Raw genomic sequence first — 15,492 nt, forward strand, 5'->3', positions numbered from 1 at the left:
GCAGTTCATGCAGCTTCCGTCGTCTGGGTGGCACCGTTGTCGCCGGTCTTCTCGCGCTGGTCGCGCTTTTCGGCAAGATCGGTGGCCTGGGCCAGCGTGAGGCGCGGCACCTGGCGCGGCAACCAGCCCAGCCATGAGGGATACCAGCGCAAGAAGTGGAAGATGAAAAAGCTGCGCACCAGGCGCCAGCCGCTCCACTCGCTCTCCAGGTCGTCTTCGCGAATCAGCTTGCAGCTCTCGCGCATGAGCGTGTCCATGCGCTGCCACAGCAGGTCGTTGAACGCCTTGTCGCGCGCGATCACGTTGGCTTCCAGGTTGAGCGAGAGGCTCAGCGGATCGAGGTTGCTCGAGCCGACCGTGCTCCAGTCGTCGTCGATCAGCGCAATCTTCGCGTGCAGCGGACGGTCGCAGTATTCGAAGATGCGCACGCCCGAATGCAGCAGGTGGTGATAGAGCATGCTCGCGGCCGTCTTGACGATCGGCATGTCGGGCTCGCCCTGCAGGATGAGCCGCACATCCACGCCGCGGCGCGCGGCGCGCCGCAGTTCCTTGATGAGCCTGTAGCCCGGAAAGAAATACGCATTGGCAATCACGATGCGCCGTCGCGCGGCGCGGATGGCGGCCAGGTACTGGCGCTCGATGTCGTTGGTATGGCGGCGGTTGTCGCGCGTGACGAACATCGCCTCCACTTCGCCCACGTGCTCCCGCGCCACCGGCGGCGCCTGCTTGAGCCGGCGGCGAAACCAGCGCGGCCCCTTGTCGCCGAGCGCAATCGCACGCAGCACGAACTGGTGGATCTGCGCCACGATCGGCCCGCGGAGTTCGACCGCGTAATCCTGCTTGGCCTTGGGCCCGTAGTCGAGCAGATGGTCGGCCGAATAGTTGATGCCGCCGACGAACGCGAGCTCACCGTCGACCACCACGATCTTGCGGTGCATGCGCCGAAACACGTTCAGCCGCTGGCCCAGGATGCGCTTGCCCGGATCGAACACCCGCATCTTCACGCCAACCGAGCTCAGGCCTTCGATGAACTCGCGCGAAAGATCCGGCGAGCCGAAGCCGTCGACCAGCACATCGACCTTCACGCCGCGCTGGGCCGCCGCGCGCATGGCGGCATGCAGCGCCATGCCGACCTTGTCCTCGAAGAGGATGAAGGTCTCGATGATTACCTCGCGCCTGGCCTGTCGAATGGCATCGAACACGCGCGGAAAGAACTCCTCGCCGTTCTCCAGCAATGAAATGCTGTTGCCACCGACCCAGCGGGCTCTCTGGTCCATGTCGGCCACCATCTTCAAAGGTCGATGTTCGCCACCAGCGGCGCATGGTCCGACAGGTGCGACCAGGGCTTGCGCGGCAGCACCACCGGCGCATGGACGCCCGCGTTGCGCACATAGATGCGGTCGAGCGACAGCAGCGGAAAGCGCGAAGGAAAAGTCTTGGCGGCCGAGCCGTTCGCACTCACGAACACCTCGCGCAGTGCGGCGCCTTCTTCGAGCACTTGGTGGGCGCGCCCGCGCCAGTCGTTGAAGTCGCCCGCCACGATCAGCGGCGCATCGGCGGGCACTTCGTCGCGCACGATGTGGCACAGCAGCTCCAGCTGCTGCTGCCGGTGCGCCTCTGCCAGGCCCAGGTGGGCGCAGATCGCATGCACATCGATGGGCCGGCCGGGCAGGCGCAGAACGCAATGCAGCAGGCCGCGCTTTTCAGGCCCGGCCACCGACACGTCGTGGTTGCGGTAATGCACGATCGGAAACTTGGACAGCACCGCGTTGCCGTGGTGCCCGCGCGGGTACACGGCATTGCGCCCGTAGGCGAACTGCGGCCACATGGTGTCGGCCAGGAATTCGTAGTGCGGCGCCTCGGGCCAGTTGTTCACCTTGCGCGAGTGGCGCGAATGGGTGCCGAGCACTTCCTGCAGAAACACCACGTCGGCGCCCACCGTGCGCACCGCATCCCGCAGTTCCGGAAGGATGAACTTGCGGTTGAGTGCGGTGAAGCCCTTGTGGGTGTTCACGGTCATCACCTTGAGCGAGGTCGGCGCGGCGGCGGCGAGTGGAATCGGGGAAGAAGACATCTGTTCTGCGGTTGTACGTTGCCGCGCCGCCCGCGCCTGTAGGAACGCGCCACCTTCTTGCCGCCTTTGCCTCCGGCCTTCGCGACAGGGGGGCCGGCTCCTACAGGCAGGCCTGCCGCACCCCGACACAGGGGCCATGCCGGGCCTCCTACGGTGAATTCAGGGCCGGGAAACGGCCCGCTTTCCACTTCATTCATCCGCAGAGACAAGCAAAGGAACACACCATGAAGCACGCAGTCTTTCACGCCACGGTGCTGGCCGGCCTGATGGCCGCCACCGGCGCCGCCATGGCGCAAGCCACATCGATACCCGCGCAGCCCGATCCGGCCATGGGCGGCCAGGCCAGCACGCAAACGCCCTCCGGCGTGCCCAACCCGCCGCAGCGGCCCGATGCGAGCATGCCCAATTCGCGCGAAGCGGTGAAGGCCGAGGCCCGCGCCCACAACCGCAACAACGTCAACAACCCGGTGCCCAAGGGCGAAGCCAGCACCACTGTGAACGCGCAGCCCAATGCCATGCCGCAACCCACGGGCGCAATGTCGCGCGCCGAGGTCAGCCAGCAGGCCCGCAAGACCAAGCCGCAGTTCGGCCAGAAGGGTGAAAGGCCCGACGTGCCGACCAACCCGACCGAGAAGACCGGCACGCCGCAGTAAACACCCGTGTACGAAAAAAGCCCGCGATGCACGAGTGCATTGCGGGCTTTTTTATGCGTGCGCCTTGTCAGGCGCCGTCACGAACGCGGGGCTCAGCTTTTGGCGGGTGCCGCGGTGTGGCCGGCGTCGCCATGGCCGTGATGACCACGGTGGCCGCGGTGCCCGTGCATGCCGGCATGCACCGTTTCCGCGTCGAAGGTCTTCTGCTGCTCGGGCGTCAGCGCGGCATAGAAGGTCTTGGTGGCTTCGGCGCGCTTGGCGAACCTTGCGCTGCGCTCGGCCTGGCGGGCCTGCATGCGCTCCAGCCGCTCGGGCGTGGTGAGCTTGGCAAATTCCGCGCGGTCCATGCGCTGCGGGCGGGCACCGGCCGGCGGTTGGGTGGCCGTCGTGAAGCTGGCCCACGCGCTTTCCTGTGCGGAAGTCAGCTTGAGCTTTTCCTTCAGCGCGGCCAGGCGCTTGGCGCGGTGCTCTTGCATGCGCTCCATGCGTTGCGCCGGGTCCATGCGATTGTGCTGTGCCTTGGGTGCCGCGCCATCGGCTTGCGCAACGGCGGCGGGCGGAGCGGCGGAGGTCGCGGGCGCAGCCGGGGCCTGTGCAAAGGCACCCGAAGAGGCGAGGGCGGCCGAGCCGAGAAGGCTGGCCCAGACGATGCGTTGGCGAAGAGAGATCATGAGAAGTGCTTCCTTTCGAAGAAGCCCGCCGCCAATGGGCAGCAGGTGAAGCGAAGTGTGGAAGACCTCTGTATCTCCCAGGTGAGCCGAAAGTGAGCGTGCGTAAAGAATCATGAACCGCACGGGCCACACCGCTCCGGGCGTGATTTATTTGGGCCTTGGGGGCTTCAATCCACGGTCGGGCGACTGCAGCTTGCCGGTGCGCATCTCGCCCACCGCCAGCGCCACGGCGCGCGCCACGTTGCGCACCTCCTCCTGCACGTCCTCATCGGCGTCCAGGGCGTCGTGGCTGGTGGCATAGGGCTCGTAGTAGCCGATGTAGCGGTCGAAGCGGGCCTGCGAGCCGGCATCGATCAGGCCCATCCAGTCGAGCCAGTCCGACAGGTTGCGGCGCACGCTCTCCACGCCGGCCACGTCGCCATGCACCACCACGCCGTAGACGCGGCCTTCGAGGTGCTTGGGATAGCCCCAGCCCTCGAGCTCGAGGGCCTTGGCTTCTTCGGGCTTCTTGCCGTGGGTGCTGGTGGGATCGGGGTTGCCGCCGTCGGCGCACACCAGCCGGTCGATCATGAGCTTGAGCGGGCTGGCCGCCTGATACCAGTGCGTGGGCGTGAACACGATCACCCCGTGCGCGGCCACCCAGCGTTCGTAGATCTCGTTCATCCAGTCGCCGGTCTGGCGCATCGAGTGGTTGGGATAGCAGCTGCAGGGCCAGTGGCACAGCGGCATGGCGGTGGAAACGCAGCCTTTGCACGGATGAATGTGGCGCCCGTAGTCGGAGGTGAGCAGGCTGAGGTCGAGCACGTCGGCCTCGATGCCGCAGCCCTCGAGCACCTCGCGCGCGAGCTGCACCAGCCGCCACGTCTTCGAAATTTCGCCGGGGCAGGTGCCGTCGTTGCGCGGCGAGCCGTTGACCAGCAGCACGCGCGACCGCGTCTGCGGACTGCGCCAGGACGCCTGGGCCGCATCGATGCGCGCCTTGGCTTCGAGCCAGTCGACGGAAAGGTCGTAGGCCGGGTCGGCATAGCCCGGGCCGGCCTTGCGCGTGACGGGTGCCTTGCGGCCTTCCTGGTAGGCCTCCCACGCAACGAGCTCGATGCGCTGCAACGCTTCTTTCTCGGCTTCGAAGGCCGGGTCGCGAAAAGGCTGCATGAAGCGCTCGTGAAACTGCTCCCGCTTCAGTGTCTCGGGTGCCTGGCCCTTGCGGACTCTGGGGGATTTGGTCGCGGCTGTCGGAGGGGTCGTGCTGGAGGGCATGACCGCAATCTATGCCGAGCCCGCGCCCCTGTGACCTGCGGACGGTGCCGATTTTCGGTAGGCCTTCGACTACAGCGTCATCCGAATTTGCCGTTCTGAAAATCGTGCACGGCCTCTTTCACCTGCTCCTGCGTGTTCATCACGAAGGGGCCGTATTGGGCAATGGGCTCGTTCAGCGGCTTGCCGGCAATCAGCAGCACGCGCGCCGGGCTGTGGTTGGTGGCACCCGCGCGCAGCACCACGCCGTCGCTGCCCGGGTCGTTCGCCAGAATGGCCATGCGGCGCGTCGGCACCTCGCTGCCCGCAATCCACACCGACTCGCGGTACACGTACACCAGTGCGTTGTGATCGTCAGGCAAGGGCTGCGCAAACTCGGCTCCGGGCGGCAGGCTCAGGTCGAGATACAGCGGCTCGGTGTGCTCGCGCCGCACCGCACCTTCGATGCCGTGGCTTTCGCCCGCGATCACGCGCACGTGAACGCCCGCGGCGGTGGTGTATTCAGGGATTTCCTCGCTCTGGATGTCGCGGTACCAGGGCTCGCGCATCTTGTCCCTGGCGGGCAGGTTGAGCCAGAGCTGAAAGCCTTCCATCAGGCCTTCTTCCTGCTCCGGCAGCTCGCTGTGCACCAGCCCGCGGCCGGCCGTCATCCATTGCACGCCGCCGTTTTGCAGCAGCCCCTCGTGGCCCGCGCTGTCGCGGTGGCGCATGCGGCCCGCAATCATGTAGGTCACGGTTTCGAAGCCCCGGTGCGGATGGTTGGGAAAGCCGCCGATGTAGTCGCCCGGGTTGTCGCTGCCGAAGGCGTCGAGCATCAGGTAGGGGTCGAGCCGCTTCTGCAGCGGCTGCTGCAGCACGCGGGTGAGTTTGACGCCGTCGCCATCGCTGGTGGAAACACCGGCCACGATGTGGTCGATGCCGCGCGGCGTGGCCACGGGATCGGTCGGGTGGTTTGCGTTCTTCATGCGGCCATGGTGGCACTAACCACCCGACCGCGCCACCCGTGGGGGTGCCGGTTTCAGGTTACGAAATCAGCGCGGCCACTGCTGCCGCTGCCAGTAGCGGTACTGCCACTGCGTGGAAAAGCCGGCGCGCCGGTAGAGCGCGTGAGCCGGCATGTTGTGCGCATCGACCTGCAGGAACACGCGCTCGAACCCGCGTTCGAGCGCGGCCTGCGCCAGCCCGGCCAGCACGCGCCCGGCCAGGCCTCGGCCGCGCTGCGACTGCTCGGTGCGCATGCCATGGACGCTGGCCCATCCGTGGCTGAAGGCCATGGCGCCCGCCGCGACGGTGCGGCGCCCTTCGCGCACGCTGGCATACAGCGAGCCCTTGGCGCGGGACAGCGCCCGCACGCGGTGCGCACCGTCTACAGGATCGAAGCCTTCGCCGAGGAACAGCGTGGCCCACGCCTCGTCGGGTGCGGCATCGACGTCGGCCAGCGCCGCATCGGCCGACGCCACCTGCCGCATGCGCCTTGCGGAGCCGATCTGCACGCAGGTGGGCGAATCGCCCACGTAGTGCCGCTGCTCCAGTTCGGCCCGCAGCGGGTCGAAGCAGGCCGTGTCAGCCAGGCGGAACGCGGGCACGAACTGGTGGCTGTCGTAGCGGGCCTCGATGCGGTCGAGCGTGCTGTCGCTCACGGCCCCCCGGTGCAGCGGAACGGCCGACCTCGCGCGCTTGACGGTGCCATCGTCGAAGGGCAACAGCCAGCCGTCGAGCTCCTCGACGGCAAGGGGCGACACAGCGGCGACGGTGGCGCGCTCGATGGCTTCGATCTCGCCGCTCTCCACGAACGCGCGGGTGTCATTCATGGCGCGGCCTCCGGCGCCGGGAATTTGGCGGCCGCCACACTCTTGAGCAGCGTCTCGCGCTGGTTGCGGCTGATGCCGCGCACGCTCTCGGCCACCCACTTGGTGCGATCCGGGTCAATGCGGCCGTCGCGCCGCCATTGTTCGAGCACCGCATGCGGCTTGTGCAGCATGGCCGCAAGCCACACGGCCTGCGCAGGCTCCAGGTTGCGTGCCGGGCGCTTGAAGTAGCGGCGCGCGGCAGCTTCGGCGCCGCACAGGTTGCCGCCCCAGGGCGCGTTATCAAGGTAGAGCTGCAGGATGCGCGCCTTGCCGAGCGTCTGTTCCATTTCGACCGCATAGAGCAGTTCGCGCAACTTGCGTTCCGCCGTGCGGTCGCTGCCCGTCACCAGCAGCTTGGCCAGTTGCTGCGTGAGCGTGCTGCCGCCGCGCTTGGTCTGGCCGTCTTTCTGGTTGTTGTCGAGCGACGCAACGATTTCCGCCAGGTCGTAGCCGGCATGGCTGAAAAAGCGCTGGTCTTCGGCCGCGATGACCGCACGCGCCAGCCAGCTGTCGTTGGCCAGCTTCGACGGCGCGCCGCAACCGGTGCGCGCGCCAAGCATGGCTTCGGTGCCCAGCCCTTCGACGGTGAACTGGCTGACGACAGGAACCACCGCGAACGTGCCCTCAGGCAGCGCGACCTGCCCGCGCAGCGCCAGCGTGCCGCCGATGCGCGCACGCTGCAGTTCGGGCAGGTTGGGCGCAAGCACCGCGTACCAGCGCGCAATGGGTGCATCCTTGATGTCGGCGCTGAGCAGAAGGTTCTTGGGCGTGAGGCGGCCTTCCCACTGGCCGTGGATCACGGCCGACGCCTCGGCGCTGCGGGGTGTGGCCTCGAGGATGCCCGTCAGGGTGTTGCCGTCGCGCTTGACGGTGGCAAGCAGGCCTTCGACCCGTATCGGCTGCGTGCCGAGCGCCGGAACCTCGACCGTGCAGGGCGCGCAGCGCAATTCGAGCGCGCCGGCCTCGTTCTTCCAGGCGAAATGCACGGTGCCGAAGCGGGTGTCGAGCGCGTGACCGTCCAGGTGCGGCGCAAGCCACGGAGAAGTGGCCAGGCGCACTGCCGTGGGCATGCCGACTTCGAAACTCAGCGGACCGGCCTTGACCGTGCCGCGCCATTCGCCCGGTGCGGGCGCGAGGGCGAACTTCACTATCAGGAAGATAGCTATCGCTGCAGTGACTACAAGGGCCAACAGCCCGTAAATCGCAGATCTCAGGGTCTTGTTCACACAACTCTTACAAGGGTCTCGCCACCGTGACGGCTTGCCACGGACCGGTCGACTGCCCGCTGGCGGCCGCCCAGTACCAAGCTGAAGTGTCGGTGAAAGCCGTGCCTTCGGCATCGACGATGCGCTCGCAAACGCGGAACTTTTGCGCTCCGTGCATTTGCGCAACAAAACAGCGCCACAAGCGCTCCTGCGCATCGCGTTCAAGGCGCGCCTGTTCGATGCGATAGCCGAGCGCGCGGTAGCAATCGGCGGCCGGGTGAAGCATGCGCGTGGGCGTGTTCACCGCGCGCATCACGATCATCTGCGTGCCGTCGGTCATGCGGCCGATGGCGCCCGGAAAGCGGTCGGCAAAACGCTGCTCGACGTCGCCCAGCGCCATCGGCCGCAGCGGAACGCCGTCCCATTCGCGCGGCCACTCATGCGATGCCGCGGCCGCCACGTGTTCTTGCGGCGCGCGCAGTGCCGCGGCGGTAGACCACAGCAGGCACAGCAGCATCGCGAGTGCAAAGGCCGTCTTGTGGCCGATGCGGTTGATGAAGTGATTAGCGAAAAAGCTTTCAAAGAACCGTATCGACATGGCGGCCTCCCTGCGTGGTGATCATTCCGGGAATCGGCTGGTCGGCAAGTCCGGCAGAAGTGCGTTCCGGCACCATCAGGCGGGCGATGCCGCCGCACACGGCCGCCAGCACCACCAGGCCGAGCATGTTGTGCGCCCACGGCGCCAGCGGCTGCCCCGCGCCCTCGAAGGCAATCAGCACGCTGTTGCGCAGGATGTTGCCGCCCAGCACCAGCAAGCCGACCATCGGCAGCCGGCGCAAAAAGCCGCGGTCGCTCTGCCGCGCCCAGAGCGCAACGGCGCAGGCCGTGAAGTAGCCGAGCCACACCATCTGCACGCCGGAGCACGGCGCATCGACGATGACCAGCCGCCCGTCGACCACGAGGCTGCTGCCTTCGCGCGCCACGCTGAAGCCGGGGGCCAGCAGCCAGCGGCTCGCCTCGGCCGTGACCACGCGCAGCGGATAGCCGGCATAGAACTGCAGCGATGACAAAAGCGGCAAGGCCAGCACCGCAAGACCGACGACCGGCAGCGCGGCCACGCGCCGCGGCAGGAAGGCCAGCAGCCCGAACGCCAGCGCCAGCACCGCCATCAGGCTTGCCGCGAGCGGCGGCAAGGCGGGCAGGGCGCCGGCGCCGGTGCGCAGCAGCGTGGCCAGCAAGGTGCCGGCGGCCGCCAGGGCCAGCCAGCCCAGCCGCGGCGCCGCGCGCAGTTCGCGCCGCCGCTGCCATGCCAGCGCCGCCAAGGCGGCCAATGCCAGCAGGCCCAGCGGATCGTCGGAGCCGTCGCGCATGCGCCGGGCCATCCAGGCCCAGGTCGGCGCGAGCGCCGCGAATTGCAGCGCCAGCCAGAAGGCGGCCGGTGCGCGGTCGATCTGAATGCCCCAATCCACGATGCGCGGATGGCGGTGGGCAAGTGCGGCCAATGACATTTCTTTTTTCCCTTTCTGCCGCGCTCAGGCCGTGAAGCGGCGCGGATCGTTGCGGCGCGCGCGGCGGCGCAGCATGGCAAGCATCGACAGCACCACGGCAATGGCGCCCAGGGTTTCGGGTTCGGGCGTGCTCGGCACTTCGGCGCCGAGTGCAAGTTCGCTCACGCCCTGGGGCAGGGGCAGCGGCTGGTTCACGTCCACGCTGTTCTGCGGCGCAACGTTGCGCACCACCTTGTCGACCGCAATGAAGCTGGTGTACTGCGTCAGCAGGCTGTACTTCAGGCCCAACTCGGTGATGCGCTCCTTGAAGGCAGCGCCGCCCTCGAGGGTTTCCTGGTCGCTCAGGCTCTGGATGCGGTGGCGCGCCCACAGCGTGCGCAGCGCGGCCGTGTCCTGGCGCAGCTGCGGGTCGATGCGCAGTTCCTGGCGGTACGGGCCATTGGCGCCCTGGCCTTCGACGATCACGCGGCCACGAGCCTTGCCCTCGGCATCGGCGCGCCACTTGCCGAACACGATCACCGGGCGTTCGCCCAGTACGTCGGGCAGCGCTTGCGGCTCCACGTCGTACACGTCCAGGCCGCCGAAAGTGACCTTCACGTTGGTGAGCACCGGCGACTCCACCATGCGGCGGAAGCGCGCGGCCTGCTCCGGCGCCTGGATCGGGTCGGTGATGATAAAGGGCTCGCCCATGCCGGCACGCGCAATGCCTTCCATCAGGCTGCGGTTCACCGACGAACCGATGCCGAAGGCGAACACGTTGGCCTTCGAAAGATTCTTGCGCACCAGCTCGAAGGCCTCGCGCTCCACCGTCACGTAGCCGTCCGTCACCAGCACCACGGTGCGCGAAACGTTCTCTTCCTTCGGTTCGGCATACACACGCTTGAGCGCCGGTATCAGCTCGGTGCTGCCGCTGCCGCTGTAGTTCTGGATGGTGGCCAGCGCCTGCTCGATGTTCGCGCGCGTGGCGGGCACCGACTTGGGCGAGAGCATCTTGTTGCTGCCCGAGAACAGCAGCACGTTGAAGGTATCGCTCGGGCGCAGTCCGCCGATCAGGCGCTCGAGCACCGTCTTGGCGGTGTCCAGCGGAAAGCCGTGCATCGAACCCGAGATGTCGACCACGAAGATGTAGTCGCGCGGGGAGATGGCGCTGGCAGCCACCGCCTTCGGCGGCTCGACCATCGCAAGGAAGAAGTTTTCCGCGCTTCCATCGGCGTTCTGCCCTTGGCCCTTGTAGAGCATCAGCCCCGATTCGATCTTCTCGCCAGCCAGCCGATAGTCGAGCACGAAGTCGCGGTTGTCCGCGGGCCGGCCGTCGGACGCGAGCGCGACTTCGGCGTGCCGGTCTTCATCGCTCTTCTTCACCTCGATGGTGTGCGACGACGAGCGCACTTCCTTCAGGCCCATCGGCGTGTCGATGCTGGCCTTGAGCGTGAAGCGGGTGCTGGGCGCCACGCCCGCACGCAGCGTGGGCTGCGCCACCCATTGGGCCTGCGCGTTTTCCGACTGCGGACTGTTGTAGCGCGGGCCCACCACGGTGGGAAACACGAAGGCGTAGTTGCCCGACTGCGGCACCAGCAGTTCGGTGTAGCGCAGTTCCACCTTCACGTCGTCACCCGGCAGGATGTTGGCGACGTTCATCTGGAACACGTTGGGCAGGTGCTGCTCGAGCAGCGCGGCGGTCTTGCCTTCCTTCTTGGCGGCGTCGTATTCGATCTGTGCCTGCTGCTTCTCGCGGATCTGCGCGGTGATGAGCCGGTCGGCCAGGCGCACGTTGAGGCCGCTCACGGCGGCCTTGGTCGAGCCCGGAAAAACATACTTCGCCTCGATCGCGCGCTGGCCTTCGTTGCGGTAGGTCTGCGTCACGGTCACGTCGGCAATGACGCCCGAGATCTTTACCGACACCTCGGTGCCCTTGAGCGGCAGGCGGTCGACGGAGGGGTCGTCGCTCTTCACGAAGAAATACGGGCTCTCGGTCTTCAGCCGCGGGCCGGGAGCTTCCTGGGCATGCACCGGGTGCACGCTGAGCGCGACGAAGCCAGCGGCGGCCAGGCTCACGGTGGCGAGCCAGAGCCAGCGGCCGGGGCGGGTGGAGATTTGGGCGTCCATGGCGGTGTGGAGTGGTGTCCGTGCGAACTTGCACAGCCGCAACTGTCGACGCCGCGCGAGAAGGAAATTGGAAGGCTGCTTGAAGTGCGGCAGCCGGTTGCCGCCTTGTGTGAAGCCTGTGTGAAGTCAGCCGGCGGGCATGCTTCACACAGCCTTCGGGTTGCACGGCGAGCATCGCCGCTTCGTTATCGAAGAGGAGAAAAAAACATGTTCCAGTTGTTCAAGGCCTTGCAGAGTTCCATGCTGGTCAAGGTGGCCGGCCTGCTCTTGCTCACGCTCCTGCTGTGCATTCCATTGGCCGAAATCAATTCGATCAATCGCGAGCGCGGCCGCAGCCAGCGCGAGGCGGCCGCGGAGCTTGCCGCCACCTACGCAAGCGCGCAGACCATGGTGGGCCCGGTGCTGCTGGTGCCTTATGTGGAGCGCTGGATGGAGCCGCTGCGCGATGCGCAAGGCAAGGTGATCGGCCAGGAGGCGCGCAGCAAGGAAATGGCCCACGCGGTGTTTCCCGACAAGCTGCACATCGAAGGTTCGATGGCGCCGCAAGAGCGCTACCGCGGCATCTTCAAGATTCCGTTCTACACGCTCAACGCCACGCTCGGCGGCGGCTTTGCGGCCTTCAATCCCAATTCCGTGGCGCACAGCGAAGCCGATTCGCGCATCGAGTTCAAGGCACCTTTCGTCGTCTTCTACGTGAGCGATCTGCGCGGGCTCGACGGTTCACCGTCCATCGCGATGAACGGCGAAGGCCTGCGTTTCAGGCAGCGCGTGCCCGGCCTGGCGGACAGCAGCTGGCTGGCCGACGGGGTCCACGCACCGCTCACCGGCGCCGCGCTTGCCGCATGGGAATCGAAGGCGCCGCTGCCTTTCGAAATGAAGCTCGGCCTGGTCGGGCAAGACACGCTCTCGATGGTGCCGATTGCCGAAGAGACCACCGCCCACCTGAGCTCGCCATGGGCGCACCCGAGTTTCGGCGGCCGTTTTCTCGCCTCGAAGCGCGAGGTGACGCCGCAGGGTTTCGATGCGCACTGGCGCGTGTCGTCGCTGGTGACCTCGGCGCGCGAGCAGGTGCGCGCCGAGCTGTCGGATCGGGACGATCGCAGCGCTGCTGCCACCGCCACTGCCGCCGCCGCGGCGACAGCCGGCCATCCACCGCGCAACCTCGGCCCGCTGCAAACCTTCGATGTGTCGCTCGCACAGCCCGTCAATGTGTATTCGATGAGCACGCGCGCCGGCAAGTACGGTGCGCTCTTCATCGGGCTGGTGATCATGGCCGCCTTCATGTTCGAGCTGTTCCGCAGGCAGCGCATGCACCCGGTGCAATACGGACTGGTGGGCCTCTCGATTGCGCTGTTCTTCCTGCTGCTGCTGGCGCTGTCCGAGAAGCTGGCGTTCTGGCTCGCCTATGCCAGCGCGGCCGGCGCAAGCGTGCTGCTGCTCGGCATTTATTTCACCGCGGTTTTGCAAAGCTGGAAACGCGGCGCGGGCTTCGGGGCCTATGTCGCGGTACTCTATGGCGCGCTCTACGGCCTGCTGGCATCGGAAAGCAATGCCCTTTTGCTCGGCGCCCTGCTGACATTCGGCATGCTGACGGTGCTGATGCTCGCCACGCGCAAGGTCGACTGGTACGCGTTGTCCGTGGGGAACCCCCGAGCACCCGAGCCAGTCTCACCTGAAGTGGCTCCGTCCGTGTAACTGACGCTACCGACTGTTTTTTTCCAACTACTGACTTCCATGGACGATTCCTCTCCTTCCACCGAACCGGCGCGCTCCGAACGCTCGATGCGGCTGCGGCGCATTGCGCGGTGGAGCGCCATCGTCGGCGGTTCGGCCGCGCTGGTTGTGCTGGTGGCCGCCGGCGTGGCGGTGGCCGTCATCTCGCCCCGTCTGCCCGACATCTCCGAGCTTGCCGACTACCGGCCCAAGCTGCCTTTGCGCGTGTATTCGGTCGAAGGCACGCTCATCGGCGAATTCGGCGAAGAGCGTCGCACGCTCACGCCCTTTGCCAACATACCCAAGGTGATGAAGGACGCCGTGCTGGCCGTGGAAGACGCGCGCTTCTACGACCACGGCGGTGTCGACTACAAGGGCTTTGCGCGCGCGGCGGTGGCCAGCCTGAAGGGTGGTCGCAAGCAGGGCGCCTCGACCATCACCATGCAGGTGGCGCGCAACGTGTACCTCAGCTCCGAGCGCACGCTGAGCCGCAAGACCTACGAGATCTTGCTGGCCCTGCGGCTCGAGCAGCAGCTCACCAAGGACCAGATTCTCGAGATCTACCTGAACCAGATCTACCTGGGCAACCGAGCCTATGGCTTTGCGGCGGCCTCCGAGGCGTATTTCGGCAAGCCGCTGCAGAACATCACCACCGCCGAGGCCGCCATGCTGGCCGGCCTGCCGAAGGCTCCCGGCGCCAACAACCCGGTGGCCAACCCGCGGCGCGCCCGCGCGAGGCAGCTTTATGTGATCGACCGCATGCAGGAGACCGGCTTCATCACCGCCGAGCAGGCGGCCGAAGCCAAGAAGGAAGAGCTGCATCTGCGCGATGCCGCCGATCCGAACCGGCTGCATGCCGAATACGTGGCCGAAACCGTGCGCCAGATGATGTACGCCCAATATGGCGACAGCATCTACACCAGCGGCATGAAGGTCTACACATCGCTGGTTGCGGCCGACCAGGCGGCGGCCTACAAGTCGCTGCGCAAGGGCATCATGGACTACGAGCGGCGCCAGCCCTATCGCGGGCCCGAGCGCTTCATCGACCTGCCGGAGGACGCCAAGGAAGCCGACGAAGCGGTAGACGACGCACTGGCCGAACATCCCGACAACGGCGACGTGATGGCGGCGGTGGTGCTGGAGGCCGGCCCCAAGGAAATCAAGGCCGTGCGCGCCAACGGCGAAACCGTGCAGATCACCGGCGAAGGCCTGCGGCCCGCGCAATCGGGCCTTGCGGCCAAGGCACCACCCCACATCAAGATCCGCCGCGGCGCGGTGATCCGCGTGGCGAAGACGCCGAAGAACACCTGGGAGATCACGCAGCTGCCCGAGGTCGAAGGCGCGTTCATCGCCATGGACCCGCGCACCGGTGCCATCAAGTCGCTGGTGGGCGGCTTCGACTTCGGCAAGAACAAGTTCAACCACGTCACGCAGGCCTGGCGCCAGCCGGGTTCGAGCTTCAAGCCCTTCATCTATTCGGCCGCGCTCGAGAAGGGCTTCACGCCGGCGACCATCGTCAACGACGCGCCGCTGTACTTCGAGCCGAGCACCCCCGGCGGCCAGCCCTGGGAACCGAAGAATTTCGACGGCGGCTTCGAAGGGCCGATGCCGCTGCGCACCGCGCTCATGAAGTCGAAGAACCTGGTAACGATCCGCCTGCTGCAGTCCATCGGCGCGCCGTATGCGCAAGACTGGATCACCAAGTTCGGCTTCGACAAGGACAAGCACCCGGCCTACCTGCCGATGGCGCTCGGCGCCGGATCGGTCACGCCGATGCAGATGGCCACCGCCTATTCGGTGTTTGCCAACGGCGGCTACCGCGTCAATCCGTACCTGGTCACGCGCGTGACCGACATGCGCGACAAGGTGCTGCTCGAAACCGAACCACCGGTGCTCGACGAATCCCGCCGCGCCATTCCCGAGCGCAATGCCTTCATCATGGATTCGCTGCTGCAAAGCGTGGTGAAGGGCGGCACCGCCGCGCGTGCCTACCAGGCGCTCAAGCGCGACGACCTGTTCGGCAAGACCGGTACCACCAACGATTCGTTCGACACCTGGTTTGCGGGCTTCCAGCCCACCACGGTGGGCATTGCATGGATCGGCTACGACACGCCGCGCCAGCTGGGCGTGCGCGGCGAAACCGGCGGCAGCCTGAGCCTGCCGATCTGGATCGGCTACATGCAGACGGCGCTGAAGGGCGTGCCGGTGAGCAAGATTGCCGAGCCCGCGGGCGTCGTCAACATCGACGGCGAGTGGTACTTCGACGACTTCGCGCCGGGCCGTGGCGTGGCGAGCCTGGGCGTCGAAAACACGGAGGCCCCGGCGCCGCCGGCCGAAGAACTCTCGGGCGTGCCGCTGGGCCCACCGCCGCCGCCCGAAGAGCGCAACCGCATTCTCGAATTCTTCCGGTAAGCACAAGCGCGGGACGGGCGGGCAAAAGAGAGGGTGGTTCCGGGTC

13 protein-coding genes are annotated in these 15,492 nt (G+C 67.0%); 3 read left to right on the forward strand and 10 right to left on the reverse strand.

Annotated features, from left to right (window positions below; genetic code table 11):
* Nucleotides 1-5 precede the first annotated feature (5 nt).
* The gene (clsB, locus tag V9K97_RS05195; RefSeq protein ID WP_337298648.1) at nt 6-1,277 is read right to left on the reverse strand and encodes a cardiolipin synthase ClsB; all 1,272 of its coding nucleotides are present in this window, start codon (nt 1,275-1,277) and stop codon (nt 6-8) included.
* A 14-nt stretch (nt 1,278-1,291) separates the two neighbouring features.
* Entirely contained in the window at nt 1,292-2,074 is a 783-nt protein-coding gene (locus V9K97_RS05200; RefSeq protein ID WP_258503143.1) for an endonuclease/exonuclease/phosphatase family protein, read from the reverse strand.
* A gap of 224 nt (nt 2,075-2,298) precedes the next feature.
* On the opposite strand from V9K97_RS05200, the gene V9K97_RS05205 reads away from it, so the two are divergent.
* Nucleotides 2,299-2,727, forward strand: coding sequence for a serine/threonine protein kinase (locus tag V9K97_RS05205; RefSeq protein ID WP_337316744.1), 429 nt, complete (start codon nt 2,299-2,301; stop codon nt 2,725-2,727).
* Nucleotides 2,728-2,819: 92 nt separating this feature from the next.
* On the opposite strand, the gene V9K97_RS05210 is transcribed toward V9K97_RS05205, so the two are convergent.
* The 8 genes from V9K97_RS05210 to V9K97_RS05245 form a co-directional block, all read right to left on the reverse strand.
* Nucleotides 2,820-3,398, reverse strand: a complete 579-nt coding sequence (locus V9K97_RS05210; protein WP_337316746.1) for a Spy/CpxP family protein refolding chaperone — start codon at nt 3,396-3,398, stop codon at nt 2,820-2,822.
* A gap of 147 nt (nt 3,399-3,545) precedes the next feature.
* Nucleotides 3,546-4,655, reverse strand: a complete 1,110-nt coding sequence (locus V9K97_RS05215; RefSeq protein ID WP_337316748.1) for a flavodoxin family protein — start codon at nt 4,653-4,655, stop codon at nt 3,546-3,548.
* A 77-nt stretch (nt 4,656-4,732) separates the two neighbouring features.
* Nucleotides 4,733-5,617: a pirin family protein gene (locus tag V9K97_RS05220; protein WP_337316750.1), complete on the reverse strand. Its 885-nt coding sequence runs from the start codon at nt 5,615-5,617 to the stop codon at nt 4,733-4,735.
* Between the two features lie 66 nt (nt 5,618-5,683).
* Complete coding sequence (locus V9K97_RS05225) at nt 5,684-6,463, reverse strand: GNAT family N-acetyltransferase (RefSeq protein ID WP_258503148.1); 780 nt, start codon at nt 6,461-6,463, stop codon at nt 5,684-5,686.
* Complete coding sequence (locus V9K97_RS05230) at nt 6,460-7,650, reverse strand: biosynthetic peptidoglycan transglycosylase (RefSeq protein WP_337298654.1); 1,191 nt, start codon at nt 7,648-7,650, stop codon at nt 6,460-6,462. Before V9K97_RS05230 ends, V9K97_RS05225 begins: the two co-directional genes overlap by 4 nt.
* Nucleotides 7,651-7,735: 85 nt before the next feature.
* Nucleotides 7,736-8,305, reverse strand: coding sequence for a hypothetical protein (locus V9K97_RS05235; protein WP_337316753.1), 570 nt, complete (start codon nt 8,303-8,305; stop codon nt 7,736-7,738).
* Entirely contained in the window at nt 8,286-9,215 is a 930-nt protein-coding gene (xrtQ, locus tag V9K97_RS05240) for an exosortase Q (RefSeq protein WP_337316755.1), read from the reverse strand. The genes V9K97_RS05235 and xrtQ overlap by 20 nt, the downstream gene beginning before the upstream one ends.
* Before the next feature lie 24 nt (nt 9,216-9,239).
* A complete protein-coding gene (locus V9K97_RS05245) occupies nt 9,240-11,321 on the reverse strand; it encodes a VIT and vWA domain-containing protein (protein WP_337316756.1) in 2,082 nt (693 codons plus the stop codon).
* A gap of 207 nt (nt 11,322-11,528) precedes the next feature.
* On the opposite strand from V9K97_RS05245, the gene creD reads away from it, so the two are divergent.
* Both creD and V9K97_RS05255 read left to right on the forward strand, forming a co-directional pair.
* Nucleotides 11,529-13,016 carry a cell envelope integrity protein CreD gene (gene creD, locus V9K97_RS05250; RefSeq protein WP_337316758.1) on the forward strand — a complete coding sequence of 496 codons (1,488 nt, stop codon included), beginning with the start codon at nt 11,529-11,531 and terminating at the stop codon, nt 13,014-13,016.
* 39 nt (nt 13,017-13,055) lie between these two features.
* Nucleotides 13,056-15,446 (forward strand): penicillin-binding protein 1A, encoded by a 2,391-nt coding sequence (locus V9K97_RS05255; protein ID WP_337298659.1) that lies wholly within the window; start codon nt 13,056-13,058, stop codon nt 15,444-15,446.
* The last annotated feature ends 46 nt before the right edge of the window (nt 15,447-15,492 follow it).

Source organism: Variovorax sp. CCNWLW186, from assembly GCF_037203865.1.
Taxonomy (GTDB): Bacteria; Pseudomonadota; Gammaproteobacteria; order Burkholderiales; family Burkholderiaceae_C; genus Variovorax.